Raw genomic sequence first — 15,259 nt, 5'->3', positions numbered from 1 at the left:
ACTCTCGCTCCCTGGCTCGTCACTTCGCCATCGCGCGGGCGATGACGACGCGCTGGATCTCGTTGGTCCCCTCGTAGATCTGCGTGATCTTCGCATCTCGCATCATCCGCTCGACGGGGTACTCGTTCACGTAGCCGTAGCCGCCCAGCACCTGGATCGCCTCGACCGTGACCTTCATCGCGTTGTCGGACGCGAACAGCTTCGCCATCGACGTGTACTTCCCCACGCCCGGGACGCCCCGGTCGACCATCGTGCACGCCTTGTAGAGCAGCTCACGCGCCGCGGCGGTCCCGGTCTCCATGTCGGCGAGCTTGAACTGCAGGCCCTGCAGCTGGTTGATCGGCTTGCCGAACGCGATCCGCTCCTTCGCGTACTCGTTGGCGTAGTCCGTCGCACCCTGCGCGATCCCCACCGCCTGCGCCGCCGCACCCAGCCGCGTGCGCTCCAGCGTGCCGAGCGCCACCGACAGGCCCTTGCCCTCGACGCCGAGCAGGTTCTCGGCCGGGATGCGGACGTCGGTGAAGGTCGGGGAGCCGGTCGGCGAGCCCTTGATGCCGAGCTTGTGCTCCTTCTTGCCGGGGTCGACGCCGTCGCGGTCGGACTCGACGATGAAGGCGCTGATCCGGTTGTTGTCGCGGTCGGTCTTCGCGAACACGACGTAGTAGTCGGCGATCCCGGCGTTGGTGATCCAGTTCTTCGTGCCGTTGAGGATCCAGTCGTCGCCGTCGCGCTTGGCGAACGTGCGCATCGACGCCGGGTCCGAGCCCGCCTCGGGCTCCGACAGCGCGAACGCCGGGGAGATCTCGCCGGTGGCCAGCCGCGGCAGGAAGCGCTGCTTCTGCTCCTCGTTGCCGAACAGCGTGATCGGGAGCGAGCCGAGCTCCTGGATCATGAGGATGAGCGAGCTCGACGCGCAGACCTTCGCGATCTCCTCGACCGCCATCTGCAGCATCAGGGTGCCGGTGCCGGTGCCGCCGTACTCGGCCTCGAACGGGAGGCCCAGGACGTCCTGCTCGCCCAGGAGCTTGCGGATGTCCCACGGGTACTCGCCGGTGCGATCGATGTCCCCCGCGCGCGGCGCGATCTGCTCCTGCGCCAGCTGCCGGACGAGATCCCGGAAGTCCAGGAGCTCCTGCGGGATGTCGTAGAGATCGGGGAACGCGGTGGCGGTCATCCCTGCATGGTACGGGGAGGATCCGGGCAATCCCGCCCACATGCCTCTCGGACCCGCCCTCTTCCTCCTCACCGCCGGCCTGATCCTGCGCTTCGCGGTCACCGACCGGATCGACGGCGTCGACCTGACGACCGTCGGCACGATCCTCACCGCCGTCGGCGTGCTCGGGATCCTCCTCGCGCTCTTCGACATGGGACGTCGCCGCGACGCCGTCGTCGTGCGCGACCGTCGCGACGTGTACTGACCGCTCGTCCGGGCGCGTGGCCGCTCAGGCCTCGCTGACGTCCCCGTCGAACTCCGGCAGCGCCGGCGCGTCGTCGGCGGGGTCGTCGGGGAGCCGGTACCACTCGGTGATGCGCCCGTCGTCGACCTTGATGGCGCACCGGGCGCGCTGCCCGGTGGCGCCCCCGCAGTCCCCGCCCGGCCGGTCGGAGAGCGCGAACTCGACGATGCTGTAGCCGTCCCCCGACCCGAAGCGGACGGGGCGGGCGCCGCACGGCAGCGCGAGGTTGAACGCGACGCGCGAGCGGAACGAGTCCAGCCGCACGACCGGCGTCCCGTTCTGCACCAGCGACGGCCGCGCGAAGAAGCGGGCGGCCCCGGCGACGTCGCCCGCGGCGAGCGCGCGCGCCCAGCCGGTGATGACGTCCCGGTCCTCCTGGGAGGTCCGCGGCCTGCGCGGCGTGCTCGGCACGCCCGGCGGCAGCTCCAGCGGGCTGCGCCCGCGCGGCGCGCGCGGTGTCGTGGTGCCCGGGTCGGGCGTCGGCGTCGCGGCCGCGGCGGGCGGGGCGGCGGCGCGCCCGCCGTCGTCCTCGTCCCCGCCGCACGCGACGAGCGTCAGGCTCAGGGCCACGGCGAGCAGGGCGGGCGAGCGGCGCATGCCCCTGGAATGATCGCAGGCGGTGAGCTCCTCCCCGACCGTCCCCGCGCCATCCCCCGACGCGCTGCGCGCCCGCTACGACCGGGCGACCGCCGGGCTCGAGCCGCCGCTGGCGATCGTCGACCTCGACGCCCTGGAGGCCAACGCCCGCGATCTCGTCGCGCGCGCGGCCGGCCGGCCGATCCGCGTGGCGAGCAAGTCCGTGCGCTGTCGCGCGATCCTCGACGACGTGCTCGCCCGCGACGGCTTCGCGGGCGTCATGGCGTTCACGCTGCCCGAGGCGCTGTGGCTCGCAGGCGCGGGACACGACGACGTCCTCGTCGCCTACCCGACCGCGGACCGCCACGCGCTCGCCGCGCTCGCCGCCGACCCGGTCGCGGCGCAACGGGTGACGATCATGGTCGACGACGTCGCGCAGCTGGGACTGCTGCCCGTCGACGGCGCGCACCCGATCCGGGTGGCCCTGGACCTCGACGCGTCCTGGCGGCCGCTCGGCGGGCGCGTGCACCTCGGGGTGCGCCGCTCCCCGGTCCACGACGCCGGCGCGGCGACCGCGCTCGCCCGGGCGGTCGTCGCCCATCCGGGGGCGCGCCTCGTCGGCCTCATGAGCTACGAGGCGCAGATCGCCGGGGTCGGCGACGCGCCGCCGAGCCGCCTCGCCGCCGCGGCGATCCAGCTGATGCAGCGCGGCAGCGCACGCGAGCTCGCCCGCCGCCGGGCCGCGGTCGTCGCCGCCGTCCGGGCGGTGGCCCCGCTGGAGTTCGTCAACGGCGGCGGCACCGGCTCCCTGGAGCGGACCGCGCGCGAGACCGCCGTCACCGAGCTCGCCGCCGGCAGCGGCCTCTACGCCCCGACGCTCTTCGACACCTACGCGGGCTGGGTCGGCCGGCCCGCGGCGCTGTTCGCGCTGCCGGTCGTGCGCCGTCCCGCCCCGGGGATCGCGACGGTGCTCGGCGGCGGCTACCACGCCTCCGGGGCGGCGGGTGCCGATCGGCTCCCCACCCCGGTGCTGCCCGCCGGCTTGCGGCTCGACGGCCGCGAGGGCGCGGGCGAGGTGCAGACCCCGCTGCTCGGCGCGGTCGCCGACCGGCTGGCGGTCGGCGACCGGGTCTGGTTCCGCCACACGAAGGCGGGCGAGCTGTGCGAGCGGTTCGACACGCTCCACCTCGTCCGCGGGGACGTGGTGGAGCGCAGCGTGCCGACCTACCGGGGCGAGGGCCGCACGTTCGCGTGAGCCCGAGCCCGAGCCCGCGCTACGGGCGCGCCTCGACCGCGAGGTCCGGCTGGTCGGCGAACACGCCGTCGACCCCGGCCGCGTAGAACGCGGCGAGCTCGGCGAGCACGTCCCCGTAGGCCGCCGGGTCGGTGCCGCGGCGCAGCTCGACCGGCAGGAACTGGTTCTCGGCGCGGAACGTGTACGGGTGCACGAGCAGGCCGACGCGGTGCGCGTCGCGCACGAAGCCGGTCGCCGGGAGCGAGCGCCCGGCGGCGTCCCGCGGGATCACGTAGTCCTTCGACGGGCCGACGCCGTCGGCGTAGCGGGCGACGCCGCGCAGGCCCTCGGCGGTCGCGAGCTGCCCGTAGGTCGGGCCGTCGGCGCCGACGTCCGCCGGCCGCGACGTGGCGCCACCGAGCAGCTGGACGAGCGGCACGTCGATCATGCGGTCGAGCCGCTGCAGGTTGCCGACCTCGAAGGACTGCAGGAACACCGGGGCGCGGCGGCCGTCGAGCCGGTTCGCGCGCAGCGTGCGCACGAGCGGCTCCTCGAGCGGCAGGCCGATCGAGCGGAAGTACGTCGGGTGCTTCGTCTCGGGGTAGACGCCGATCTCGCGGCCGAGCTCGCGCGACAGGCGGGCGCGCAGCGTCAGCACCTCCTGGAGCGTCGGGACCTCGAAGCGGCCGTCGAAGATCGTGTTCTCCTGGCGGACCGCGGGGATGCGCTCCTTCGCGCGCAGCGTCTTGAGCTCACGCAGCGTGAAGTCCTCGGTGAACCAGCCGGTGAGCGACACGCCGTCGATCGTCTTCGTCGTGCGGCGGCCCGCGAACTCCGGGTGGTCGGCGACGTCGGTGGTGCCGCCGATCTCGTTCTCGTGCCGGGCGACGAGCACGCCGTCCTTCGTGGAGACGAGGTCGGGCTCGATGGAGTCGGCGCCCTGGCGCGCGGCGAGCTCGTAGGCGGCGAGCGTGTGCTCGGGCCGGTAGCCGGAGGCGCCGCGGTGGCCGATGACCAGCGGCCGGCGGTCGCCGCGGTCGGGGCCGCGGTCGCCGCGATCGGCGTCGCCGGGGGCGGCGATCGAGGAGCCGACGGTCACGCCGGTGATGATGAGGGTCGCCGCGGCCAGCAGGCCGGCGACGCGGGTGGGGATCCTGGTCATGCCCCAACCCAATCGCGCGACGAGTCGCAGCTCGTGAACGTCCGGTGACGGCCCCGCGGGCGGCCCGTATCCTTCGGCGCATGAGCCATCCCCTCTCCGACCCGGACATCGAGGTCACGCCCGAGGGCGCGGTCGAGAAGATCGCCCAGGGCGCCGTCCTCGTCGACGTGCGCGAGCAGTACGAGGTCGACGCGGGCTACATCGAGGGGTCCCGGCACGTCGAGCTGGAGCGGCTGGCCTCCTCGGCCGACAGCTTCGACAAGGACACGCCGATCGTGTTCCAGTGCCGCGGCGGCGTGCGCTCGCTGATGGCCGCTCAGGCGTTCCGCCGCGCCGGGTTCGAGGCGTACTCGATGGCCGGCGGCATCCAGCAGTGGCACGACGAGGGCCGGCCGCTGCAGCCCGAGGGCGGCACGGTCGCCGACCACTGACCGTCGGCGCCCGCGCGTGCGTCCGCGTCCCGCCGCCCTCGTGGCGGTGCTGCTCGTGGCGCTCGGCGGCTGCGGCACGACGACCGAGCGGATCGACGTGACCGTCCGCGAGGGTCCCCTGCTCGGCCCGCGCTGGGAGCAGGGCATGAACCTCACCGCGTACGTGCCCGACGGCTTCTCCGGCACCCGCGCCGGCGACGCGCTCCGGGCGCTGCGCGACACCGGGACCACCCACGCCGTGCTGGTCCCGGTCTGGTACCAGGAGAACGCGTTCAGCGCCGACATCGACCCGTCCCCGCTGAAGTCCCCCGACGACGCCGGGCTCCTGCAGGCCGCCCGGACGGCGCGCTCGCTCGGGCTGCGCGTCGTCGTCAAGCCGCACGTCGACCGCCTCGACGAGGGCTTCCGCGGCGAGCTCACCCCGGTCGACGTCGACGCCTGGTTCGCCTCCTACACGCGGATGGTCCTCCACTACGCGCGGCTCGCCGACCGGGTCCGGGCCGACACGTTCGTCGTCGGGACCGAGCTCGTCACGATGGCGCGCGAGACCGACCGCTTCCGGACCCTGATCGCCGCGGTCCGCCGGGTCTACGACGGCGAGCTCACCTACGCCGCCAACTGGGTGCAGGACGCCGAGCGGATCGGCTTCTGGGACGACCTGGACAGCATCGGCATCGACGCCTACATGCCGCTCACCGCCGACCGCGACCGGACACCGACCACCGCGGAGCTCGTCCGGGCGTGGCGGCCGTGGGAACGGCGCCTCGCCGCGCTGCGCCGCCGCGTCGGCGGCGACAAGCCCGTCCGCTTCACCGAGCTCGGCTACGCGGCCCGCCGCGGCGCGACCGCCGAGCCCTCGCGCGAGGACCGCGACGCCCCGGTCGATCCCGGGATCCAGTCGATCGCGTACACGGCGGCGCTGCGCGCCTTCCGCCGCGTGCCGTGGTTCGTCGGGATCTGGTGGTGGGACTGGTCGCTGGACGGCCGCCACGGCGACGGCGCGACCGGCGGCTACACGCCGCGCGGGACGAGCGCGGAGGCGGTGCTGCGCCGGTTCGCCGGGACCGCGGCGCGGCCGTCCGCCGGGCGGTCGGGCGCGGGCGCGTCCCCGGGCCGGACGACGAGCACCTCCCCGGGCGCGCAGCGCAGCAGCCAGGCGACGTCGTCGGCGTCGAGCCCGTCGTCCTGACCGGCGGTCGCGGCCGCCACGAGCATCCGGTCGAACCGCTCGTCCTCGAACAGCAGGCGGCAGGCGTGCCGCACGGTGCGACCGCGCACGATCCGCCCGTCGACCGGCACCCCGGCCCGGCTCCCGCGGATCTCCACCGCCTCCAGCAGCGCCACCGCCGTCTCGGCGCGTCGCTCGATCGGCGCGTCCAGCGCGAGGTGGCGCGGCAGCTCTGCGAGGTAGACGGGCACGAGCACCGCTCCCTCCCCGTGCGCGAGCCGCAGCGCGGCCTCCAGCGCCCGCTCCGACAGCGTCGTCCCGACGAACGGGAAGAGGATCCGGCGCGGCGCGCGGCCGAGCGCCTCCGCGGTCTGCGTGCGGCGGCGGTGCACGCCCGCCGCGACCCCCGCCACCGCGGCGGCGAGGACGAGCAGGACGACGATCTCGACGTCGACGGTCATCCCGATCATCGGCGCGCCCGATCCGCGACGACCCGGACGTCGATCCCCGGCAGCGCGACCACCAGCCGGTCGAGCAGGCTCGGTCGCAGGCGTCGCAGCCCGCGCGGCGGGTCCGGCACCCCGAGCAGCAGGTAGGTCGTGCCGCGCTCGTCGGCGACCCGGCGGCAGACCGCCACGAGGTCGTCGCCGGGCTCGACGAGCAGGTGCGCGCCGAGCACGCTCGCCAGCCGCCGCAGCGCGTCGAGCGCCTCCTGCTCGGCGGGCGTCGGGGGCCGGCCGGGCGCGGGCACGTAGAGGAGGTCGAGCTCGGCGCCCAGGCGGCGTGCGCTGCGCCACGCGCGCCGCACGACCCGCTGCGCGCCCAGGTGCGGCTGCACGAGCGCCAGGCACCGCTCGCCGACCGACTGCGGCCCGGCGGTGCGGGCGATGCGGTCCTCGCGGCGCGCGTCGGGCACGACCGCGCCCGGCACGCGACGGCGCGCCTCGACGACCTCGGCCGCCTGCCGCAGCGCGACCTCGCGCAGCGACGCGAGCTGCTCGATCTTGAAGAAGCCCCGCAGCGCCGCCTCGATCCGCTCGGCCGGGTAGACCTCGCCGCGGCGCAGGCGGGCGATCAGCGCCTCGGGGGTGAGGTCGACGAGCACGACCTCGTCGGCGTCGCGCAGGACCGCGTCGGGGAACGTCTCGCGCACCCGGGTCGCGGTCAGGTCGGCGATCTGGTCGTTGAGCGACTCGAGGTGCTGGACGTTCACCGTCGAGAACACGTCGATGCCGGCGGACAGGACGACCGCCACGTCCTCGTGGCGCTTGGGCCGCTCCGAGCCCGCGGCGTTGGTGTGCGCGAGCTCGTCGATCAGGCACAGCTCCGGGGCGCGGGCGAGCACCGCGTCGACGTCGAGCTCCTGCAGCTCGATCGCGCCGTGCACCACGCGGCGGCGCGGCACGACCTCCAGGCCGGCCGCCTGCGCCGAGGTGGCCGGCCGGTCGTGCGGCTCGAGGTACCCGATCACGACGTCGCGCCCGGCCTCGGCCTCGGCGTGTCCCTCCTGGAGCATGCGGTAGGTCTTGCCGACGCCCGCCGCCATCCCGAGGAACACCTTGTGCCGGCCGCGGCCGGGCGCCGCCACCATCGTCAGGCTCCCAGCAGCCCGTGGACGACGAGGTCGATGAGCTTGATCCCGACGAACGGCGCGATCAGGCCGCCGAGGCCGTAGATCAGCAGGTTGCGCCGCAGCAGCGCGTCCGCGCCGGAGGGGACGTAGCGCACGCCGCGCAGGGCGAGCGGGACGAGCGCCGGGATGATCAGCGCGTTGAACACGATCGCGCTGATGATCGCCGACTCCGGCGTGCCCAGCGACATGACGTTCAGCTGGTCCAGCGGCCCCGTCGACCCGGCGTTCGCCGCGTAGGTCGAGGCGAAGATCGCGGGCAGGATCGCGAAGTACTTCGCGATGTCGTTGGCGATCGAGAACGTCGTCAGCGCACCCCGGGTGATCAGCAGCTGCTTGCCGACCTCGACGATCTCGATGAGCTTCGTCGGGTCGCTGTCGAGGTCGACCATGTTGCCCGCCTCGCGCGCCGCCTGGGTGCCCGTGTTCATCGCCACGCCGACGTCGGCCTGCGCGAGCGCGGGCGCGTCGTTGGTGCCGTCCCCGGTCATCGCGACGAGCCGGCCGCCGTCCTGCTCGGCGCGGATCAGCTCGAGCTTGCGCTCGGGCGTCGCCTCGGCGAGGAAGTCGTCGACCCCGGACTCCTCCGCGATCTTCGCGGCGGTCAGCCGGTTGTCGCCCGTGACCATGACGGTGCGGATGCCCATCGCCCGCAGGCGGTCGAACCGCTCGCGCATGCCGTCCTTGACGATGTCCTTCAGCTCGACGACGCCGAGCACCTGGCTGTCGCGCGCGACCGCCAGCGGGGTGGCGCCCTCGCGGGCGACCGCCTCGAGCGTCGCGGTCAGCTCCGGCGGCGCCTGGCCGCCCTCGTCGTCGACCCAGCGCAGGATCGCGTCACCCGCGCCCTTGCGGATGCGGTGGCCGCCGACGTCGACACCGCTCATGCGGGTCTCGGCGGTGAACGGCACGAACTCGGGGTGCGCGCCCGCCACGGCCTCCTCGCGGATGTCGAAGCGCTCCTTGGCGAGCACGACGATCGACCGGCCCTCCGGCGTCTCGTCGGCCAGCGACGAGAGCTGCGCGGCGCGCGCGAGCTCCTCCTCGTCGACCCCCGGCATCGGGTGGAACGCGGCCGCCTGCCGGTTGCCGAGCGTGATCGTGCCGGTCTTGTCGAGCAGCAGGACGTCGACGTCGCCGGACGCCTCGACCGCGCGGCCGGACAGCGCCAGGACGTTGCGGCGCACGAGCCGGTCCATGCCCGCGATGCCGATCGCGCTGAGCAGGGCGCCGATCGTCGTCGGGATCAGCGCGACGAGCAGCGCGACGAGGGTCGTGGTGGAGATGTCGGTCCCCGCCTCGGCGGCGAACGGCTTCAGCGTCACGACGACCACGAGGAACACGATCGTCAGGCCGCTGAGCAGGATGCCGAGCGCGACCTCGTTGGGGGTCTTGCGCCGGTCGGCGCCCTCCACCAGCGAGATCATCCGGTCGAGGAAGCTCTGGCCGGGCTCCTGCGTGATCTCGACGACGATCCGGTCGGAGAGCACCTTCGTGCCGCCCGTGACCGCGCTGCGGTCGCCGCCGGACTCGCGGATGACCGGGGCCGACTCGCCGGTGATCGCCGACTCGTCGACCGACGCGATCCCCTCGATGACGGTGCCGTCGCCGGGGATCGCCTCGCCGGCGACGACGACGACCACGTCCCCGGGGCGCAGGTCGGCGGCGGCGACGGTGCGCCCGTCGCGCAGCGTCGCGTCGGTCGTGGTGCGCAGCGAGCGCAGCGCGTCGGCCTGCGCCTTGCCGCGCCCCTCGGCGATCGCCTCGGCGAGGTTGCCGAACACGACCGTGAGCCAGAGGAAGACCGCGACGGTGAACGTGAACCAGCCGGGGTCGCCGTCGGTCCCGACGAGCCACAGGATCGTCGTGAAGACGGCCCCGACCTCGACGACGAACATGACGGGGTTGCGGACCATCGCCCGCGGGTCGAGCTTGCGCAGCGACTGCAGCAGCGCCGCACGCAGGAGAGGCAGGTCGGTCAGCACTTAGCGGCCCTCCAAGGCCAGGTTGAGCTCGAGGACGTTCACGCCGTCCTCGCCGGCGAAGCCGAGGAACGCCTGGTCGGTGGCGTCCGCCACGAGGTCCATGACGGTGGCCAGCGGCAGGCCGCGCGCGGCCGCGACGCGCCGGGCCTGGATCTCCGCGTTCTCCGGGGAGATGTGCGGGTCCACGCCGGAGGCGGAGGTCGTCACGGCGTCCGGCGGGATGTCCCCGACGGTCAGCCCGGGCGAGGTCGGCCGCTCGCGCTTCAGGTACGCGGCCGCGGCCTCCTTCAGCTGGGCGGCGAGATCGGCGCTGTTGGGGCCGAGGTTGTTGAAGAACGTGGCGCTCGGCGCGTAGCCGGTCGCCGACGGGCGGTCCTGGAAGAACCGCGGGTCGCCGTCGTGGTCCTGCCCGATGAGCGAGGAGCCGACGACGCGGCCGTCGCGCTCCACGAGCGAGCCGTCGGCCTTGCCGGGGAAGACGGTCTGGCCGACCGCGGTCATCGCGAGCGGGTAGCCGACGCCGAGCAGGACCGTCAGGACGACGATCGCGACGACGGCGGCGCGGAGCTCCTTGAGCATGGTGCGCAACCCCCTAGAAGAGCTGGTCGGTGAGGGACTGGACGATCGGCCCGAGCAGCAGCGCGGGGACGAACGTGAGCAGCGCGACGAGCACGATCGTCGCGATGAGCAGCGCGGCGAACGTCGCCGTGTCGGTGCGCATCGTGCCCGGGCCCGCGGGGGTCACCCGCTTGCCGGCGAGCGCGCCGCCGACGGCGAGCACGACGAGCATCGGCAGGAAGCGGCCGAACAGCATGGCGGCGCCGCCGAGCAGGTTCGCGAACGTGATCGCGAACGCGCCCTCGTTCGTCCCGTCGGGCTGCAGGTAGCCGGTGAAGCCGGCGAACGCGGAGCCGTTGTTGTTCGCCTGCGAGACGTAGGCGTAGAGGCTCTCGGCGAAGCCCTGGGGGCCGGCGTTGTAGACCGACGGGTCCCCCCACTTCACCGCGACGGCGATCCCGGTGCAGACGAGCACGAGCAGCGGCACGGCGAGCGTCCCGATGGCGACGAGCTTGACCTCGCGCGCCTCGATCTTCTTGCCGAGCAGCTCGGGCGTGCGGCCGACCATGAGGCCCGCGAGGAAGACCGCGAGCACCACGTACATCAGCATCCCGTAGAGGCCGGAGCCGACCCCGCCGAAGATGACCTCGCCGGTCATCATGTTCGCCAGCGGGACCGCCCCGCCGAGCCCGGTGAGCGAGTCCATCGCGGCGTTCACCGCCCCGCACGAGGCGACCGTGGTGATCGCGGCGAACAGCGCCGAGGAGCCGGTGCCGAAGCGCACGTCCTTGCCCTCGAGGTTCGCGCCGTGCAGGCCGGCGGCCTGCATCGCCGGGGAGGACTGGGCCTCCGCCGCGTAGACGACGACCACCGCGACGACGAACATCGCGAACATCGCGCCGAAGATCGCCCAGCCCTGCCGGCGGCTGCCGACCATCGTCCCGTACATCGCCGTGAGCGCCGCCGGGATCACGAGGATCAGCAGCATCTCGAGCAGGTTCGCGAACGCGGTCGGGTTCTCGAACGGCATCGCCGAGTTGACGTTGAAGTAGCCGCCGCCGTTGGTGCCCAGGAGCTTGATCGCCTCCTGCGAGGCGACCGGTCCGACGGTGATGAGCTGGTCGGCGCCCGCGAGCGTGCGGATCGTGGTCGGACCGCCGAGCGACTGCACGACGCCCAGGCCCATGAGGGCGACGGCGGCGACGATCGCCAGCGGCAGCAGCACGTACAGGACCGAGCGCACGAGGTCCGCCCAGAACGAGCCCAGGCCGGTGCCGCCCCCGCGGCGGGCGAGGCCGCGCACGACGGCGACCGCGACGGCGATGCCGACGGCGGCCGAGGTGAAGTTCTGCACGGCCAGGCCGGTCATCTGGGTGACCTGGGTCATCGTGGTCTCGCCGCCGTAGAACTGCCAGTTCGTGTTCGTCACGAACGAGATGGCGGTGTTGAAGCTCAGGTCCCAGGTGGGGCTCGTGAGGTCCGTGTGGTTGAGCGGGTGCACGCTCTGCGTGCGCATCACGAGGTACACGGCGGCCAGCGAGGTCGCGGTGAACCAGAGGGCGGCGCGCGCGTAGGCGCGCCACGGCATGTCGTCGTCGGCGCGGACGCCGAGCAGCCGGTAGACGCCGCGCTCCACCGGTCCGAGGACCGTGGCGAGCGCGACGCGCTCGCCGCCGTAGACGCGGGCCAGGTAGCGGCCGAGGACGGGCGTCAGCGCGACGAGCAGCGCGCAGTAGACGGCGATCTGGATCCAGCCGGCGGCGGTCACAGGTCCTCCCCGCGGACGAGCGCGTAGAAGAGGTAGCCGATGAGCGCGACCGAGAGGAGCAGCCCGACGAGGTCGAGGGCGCTCACACCCGGTCCAGTCCGCGCAGGGCGAGCCCCAGGAGTCCCATCATCAGGACCAGCAGCACGACGGAGATCGCGTCACCGGCCGAGTCGGGGATCCCGGCGAAGGCGAGAAAGGTCATGGGGACACTGTCGGTCCCCGTCCGTCAAGTCCCCGTGGGGATTCCCCCGGGCGCCATCAAGATTCCGTGAAGCGGTACCCGACGCCCGGGTCCGTGCGGATGTGCCGGAAGCCGCCCTCGGCGTCCCGGGACTCGATCTTGCGTCGCAGGTTCGCGACGTGCGTGCGCAGGGTCGCGGTGTCGTCGGCGTAGGCGGGACCCCACACCTCGGTGAGCAGCTGGCGGTGCGTGAGCAGGCGGCCGCGGTGCAGCACGAGCGTGCGCAGCAGGTCGTACTCGATCGGGGTGAGGTGGACCTCCTCGCCGCCGCGCCGCACGATCCGCGCGGCGAGGTCGACCTCGAGGTCCCCGGCGACGACGGCCGGCTCGTCGCTGGCGGCGGCCGCGCCCGCCCGGCGCAGCGCGGCGCCGAGGCGCGCGACGAGCTCGCGCGGGCCGAACGGCTTCACGACGTAGTCGTCGGCGCCCGCCTCCAGCGCGCGGACCTTCTCGTCCTCGTCGCCGACGGCGGACAGGACGATGATCGGCATCGCGCTCCACTCGCGCAGCCGGGCGCAGACCTCGATGCCGTCCCCGTCGGGGAGGACGAGGTCGACGATCGCCGCGTCGGGCGGCCGGACCGCCGCGACGTCGAGCGCCTCGGTGGCGGTGGCGACCGCCACGGGCTCGTAGCCGGCGTCGCGCAGCACGACCTTCAGTGCCCGGAGGATCTGCAGCTCGTCATCGCAGATCAGCACGCGTCGGGGGGCCGGGGCGCTCATGCGGGCACCGGCGCGGTCAGCGGGAACTCGAGCACGAACGTCGTGCCCTGCCCGGGGAGCGACTCGACGTCGACGGTGCCGCCGTTGGCCTCGACGAAGCCCTTGACGATCGCCAGGCCCAGGCCGCTGCCCTGGTGCCCGTCCCCGCCGACGCGATGGAACGGCTCGAAGATCAGGCGCCGGTCGCGCTGGGAGATCCCCGGGCCGCGGTCGACCACGCGGACGACCATCCGCGCGCCGACGACGCGCGCCCGGACCTGCACGGTGTGCGGGGCGCTGTGGCGCGCCGCGTTCTCCAGCAGGTTCGCGAGCGCCCGCTCCAGCTGCGCGCCGTCGACCCGCAGCAGCGGCAACTCGTCGGCGACCGACACCTGGAAGCGCGACGGGTCGGCCTGCCCCTGCACGGCGGCGTCGACGACCTCGTCCAGGGCGCACCAGTCCGGCCGCGGCGGTGCCGCGCCGGCCTCGAGCTTGGAGAGGTCCAGGAGCTTGTCGACGAGGCGGGCGAGCCGGTCGGTCTCGCCCGCGACGGTCGCCGCCAGCGCGGTGCGGTCCTCGTCGTCCAGGGTGGCGGAGCCGAGCGCCTCGCCGGCGGCGAGGATCGCGGTCAGCGGGCTGCGCAGGTCGTGGGACACCGACCGCAGGATCGCGGTCTTCATCGCGTCGCTGCGCCGCAGCGCCTGCGCCTCGACGAGCTCGCTCTGCAGGTGCTCGCGCTCGAGCCCGGCGAGCAGCAGCGCGCGGACCGCGAACTCGGCCTCGCGACGGCGGCGCTCGGCCTCCGCCGCGCGGTCGCGGGCGACGTCCGCGACCGAGGAGACGATCACCGCGGCGAGCAGGAAGACGACGAGCGCGACCCAGTTCTCCCCGTCGGCGATCGTGAACCGCCCCGTCGGCTCGATGTGGAAGAAGTTGAAGGCCAGCGCACCGCCGAGGGCCGTGGCGAGCCCCAGCGGCAGCCCCCAGCCGGTGGAGACGATGAGTACCGCCAGCAGGTAGAGCACCCCGGTGCTGACCGCGGGCGCGACCGTGCGCACCGGGTAGATCAGCAGCGTGATCGCGGCGATCGAGGCCAGCGCGACGACCGCACCCGACGCGATCCCGGCCGGGCGGTCACGCAGCAGCAGGCGGAAGGCGCGGACCGGCATGACATCAAGATGACACCAGTGGGTAGGCCGGTGTCGCTAGCGTCACGCCCGTCCGTTCCCGTGCGCACCCCGCGCACCCGTCCCAGGAGACCACATGACCACCCGACGCCTCGCTGCGCTCCTCGCCGCGACCGCCGCCCTCGGCCTCTCGGCCTGCGGTGACGACAACGACAGCAGCAGCGACCAGTCCGACGGGCAGACGACCCAGACGACCCAGACCACGACCGGCAACTCCACCGCGACCGACCTCCAGGAGAAGGGCCAGGCGCTGCAGGAGAAGGCGGCGGAGATCAGCAAGAAGGTGCAGTCCGGCGAGCTGACGCCGGAGGAGGCCGCCGAGGAGAGCCGCAAGCTCCAGGAGGAGGCCGGCCAGCTCGCGGGCGAGGCGACCGAGGCCGCGAAGGACGCGATCGAGGACCTGCCGGCCGGCTCCCAGGAGGAGGCCAAGAAGGCGCTCGAGGAGGCCCAGAAGCAGCTCGAGGGCGCGACGCCGTAGCGCCCCGCCGAGGCGGTGCCCCGCCGGCCCGCGCGGCCGTCGGGGCGCGCCGCGTTCTCAGCCGCCGGCGAGGACCACGTCGTGGCCCTCGGCGCGGAGGACCTCGACCACCACGTCGCGGTGGTCGCCCTGCAGCTCGATCACGCCGTCCTTGACGGACCCGCCGACGCCGCAGCGCTTCTTCAGCTTCCCGGCGAGCTGCTTCAGGCCCGCGTCGTCGAGCGGGACGCCGGTGATCGTCGTGGCGCCCTTGCCCTTGCGGCCCGCCGTCTCGCGGCGCACCTTCACCCGGCCGCCCGCGGCGGCGAGCTCCCGTGCCCGGACGACGTCGGGCGCCCGGCGCTTGCGCAGGTCCCCGTCGTCGGAGGAGTACACGACGCGGTTGCTCATCACAGCTCCAGCTTCATCTGCGCGGTCGGGCGGCGCCGCTCCGTGGGTGCGAGGCCGCCGCTCGACGGCGCCCCGGCGGGCTTGTAGACGCACAGCACGTCGCGCAGCGCGACCGGTCCTGCCGCGCGCCCGTCGGCGCGCTCGACGACGAGCCGGCCCAGTCGGCTCCCGGTCACCTGCGCCAGGTACGGGGCCGCGGCCCCGAGCCCGCGCACGAGGACGACATCCCCGCTGCGCACCTCGACCTCGCCCATCTCGCTCATCGGGCCGATCCTTCCACACCGGGCGGCGGG

The 15,259-nt window shown here is 74.3% G+C and carries 17 protein-coding genes; 5 read left to right on the top strand and 12 right to left on the bottom strand.

What is annotated here, in order from left to right:
- Positions 1-19: 19 nt before the first annotated feature.
- Positions 20-1,174: an acyl-CoA dehydrogenase family protein gene (locus tag C7Y72_RS12700; RefSeq protein WP_107569083.1), complete on the bottom strand. Its 1,155-nt coding sequence runs from the start codon at positions 1,172-1,174 to the stop codon at positions 20-22.
- 40 nt (positions 1,175-1,214) lie between these two features.
- On the opposite strand from C7Y72_RS12700, the gene C7Y72_RS12695 reads away from it, so the two are divergent.
- Positions 1,215-1,418 (top strand): DUF6458 family protein, encoded by a 204-nt coding sequence (locus C7Y72_RS12695; protein ID WP_107569082.1) that lies wholly within the window; start codon positions 1,215-1,217, stop codon positions 1,416-1,418.
- Between the two features lie 24 nt (positions 1,419-1,442).
- Here C7Y72_RS12695 and C7Y72_RS12690 read toward each other — a convergent pair whose 3' ends face one another.
- A complete protein-coding gene (locus C7Y72_RS12690; RefSeq protein WP_107569081.1) occupies positions 1,443-2,054 on the bottom strand; it encodes a hypothetical protein in 612 nt (203 codons plus the stop codon).
- 22 nt (positions 2,055-2,076) lie between these two features.
- On the opposite strand from C7Y72_RS12690, the gene C7Y72_RS12685 reads away from it, so the two are divergent.
- The gene (locus tag C7Y72_RS12685; protein ID WP_233243825.1) at positions 2,077-3,288 is read left to right on the top strand and encodes an alanine racemase; all 1,212 of its coding nucleotides are present in this window, start codon (positions 2,077-2,079) and stop codon (positions 3,286-3,288) included.
- A gap of 19 nt (positions 3,289-3,307) precedes the next feature.
- Here the strand turns inward: C7Y72_RS12685 and C7Y72_RS12680 are convergent, their stop codons facing one another.
- The gene (locus C7Y72_RS12680; protein ID WP_107569080.1) at positions 3,308-4,429 is read right to left on the bottom strand and encodes a glycerophosphodiester phosphodiesterase; all 1,122 of its coding nucleotides are present in this window, start codon (positions 4,427-4,429) and stop codon (positions 3,308-3,310) included.
- A gap of 80 nt (positions 4,430-4,509) precedes the next feature.
- Here C7Y72_RS12680 and C7Y72_RS12675 point away from each other — a divergent pair, with 80 nt between their 5' ends.
- Entirely contained in the window at positions 4,510-4,860 is a 351-nt protein-coding gene (locus tag C7Y72_RS12675) for a rhodanese-like domain-containing protein (protein WP_107569079.1), read from the top strand.
- Between the two features lie 16 nt (positions 4,861-4,876).
- On the top strand, positions 4,877-6,049 hold the full coding sequence (locus C7Y72_RS23340) for a glycoside hydrolase family 113 (RefSeq protein WP_158276838.1): 1,173 nt from the start codon (positions 4,877-4,879) through the stop codon (positions 6,047-6,049).
- A gap of 445 nt (positions 6,050-6,494) precedes the next feature.
- On the opposite strand, the gene C7Y72_RS12665 is transcribed toward C7Y72_RS23340, so the two are convergent.
- From C7Y72_RS12665 to C7Y72_RS12635, 7 genes are all read right to left on the bottom strand, one after another.
- A complete protein-coding gene (locus C7Y72_RS12665) occupies positions 6,495-7,616 on the bottom strand; it encodes a histidine kinase (protein WP_233243823.1) in 1,122 nt (373 codons plus the stop codon).
- A 5-nt stretch (positions 7,617-7,621) separates the two neighbouring features.
- Positions 7,622-9,643: a potassium-transporting ATPase subunit KdpB gene (gene kdpB / locus C7Y72_RS12660; RefSeq protein WP_107569076.1), complete on the bottom strand. Its 2,022-nt coding sequence runs from the start codon at positions 9,641-9,643 to the stop codon at positions 7,622-7,624.
- Complete coding sequence (kdpC, locus tag C7Y72_RS12655; RefSeq protein ID WP_107569075.1) at positions 9,644-10,222, bottom strand: potassium-transporting ATPase subunit KdpC; 579 nt, start codon at positions 10,220-10,222, stop codon at positions 9,644-9,646.
- Positions 10,223-10,235: 13 nt separating this feature from the next.
- Positions 10,236-11,969: a potassium-transporting ATPase subunit KdpA gene (kdpA, locus tag C7Y72_RS12650; protein ID WP_107569074.1), complete on the bottom strand. Its 1,734-nt coding sequence runs from the start codon at positions 11,967-11,969 to the stop codon at positions 10,236-10,238.
- Positions 11,966-12,055 carry a K(+)-transporting ATPase subunit F gene (gene kdpF / locus C7Y72_RS12645; protein WP_107569073.1) on the bottom strand — a complete coding sequence of 30 codons (90 nt, stop codon included), beginning with the start codon at positions 12,053-12,055 and terminating at the stop codon, positions 11,966-11,968. The genes kdpA and kdpF overlap by 4 nt, the downstream gene beginning before the upstream one ends.
- Before the next feature lie 172 nt (positions 12,056-12,227).
- Positions 12,228-12,932, bottom strand: coding sequence for a response regulator (locus C7Y72_RS12640; RefSeq protein WP_107569072.1), 705 nt, complete (start codon positions 12,930-12,932; stop codon positions 12,228-12,230).
- A complete protein-coding gene (locus C7Y72_RS12635) occupies positions 12,929-14,080 on the bottom strand; it encodes a sensor histidine kinase (protein WP_107569071.1) in 1,152 nt (383 codons plus the stop codon). The genes C7Y72_RS12640 and C7Y72_RS12635 overlap by 4 nt, the downstream gene beginning before the upstream one ends.
- A gap of 94 nt (positions 14,081-14,174) precedes the next feature.
- Here C7Y72_RS12635 and C7Y72_RS12630 point away from each other — a divergent pair, with 94 nt between their 5' ends.
- Positions 14,175-14,576: a hypothetical protein gene (locus C7Y72_RS12630; RefSeq protein ID WP_107569070.1), complete on the top strand. Its 402-nt coding sequence runs from the start codon at positions 14,175-14,177 to the stop codon at positions 14,574-14,576.
- Between the two features lie 57 nt (positions 14,577-14,633).
- Here C7Y72_RS12630 and C7Y72_RS12625 read toward each other — a convergent pair whose 3' ends face one another.
- Both C7Y72_RS12625 and C7Y72_RS12620 read right to left on the bottom strand, forming a co-directional pair.
- Positions 14,634-14,966, bottom strand: coding sequence for a translation initiation factor (locus C7Y72_RS12625; RefSeq protein WP_107569069.1), 333 nt, complete (start codon positions 14,964-14,966; stop codon positions 14,634-14,636).
- On the bottom strand, positions 14,966-15,229 hold the full coding sequence (locus C7Y72_RS12620; RefSeq protein ID WP_107569068.1) for a hypothetical protein: 264 nt from the start codon (positions 15,227-15,229) through the stop codon (positions 14,966-14,968). The genes C7Y72_RS12625 and C7Y72_RS12620 overlap by 1 nt, the downstream gene beginning before the upstream one ends.
- Between the last annotated feature and the right edge of the window lie 30 nt (positions 15,230-15,259).

The sequence above is a fragment of the Paraconexibacter algicola genome (assembly GCF_003044185.1).
Taxonomy (GTDB): Bacteria; Actinomycetota; Thermoleophilia; order Solirubrobacterales; family Solirubrobacteraceae; genus Paraconexibacter; species Paraconexibacter algicola.
This window is presented reverse-complemented; position numbering and strand designations above follow the sequence as displayed.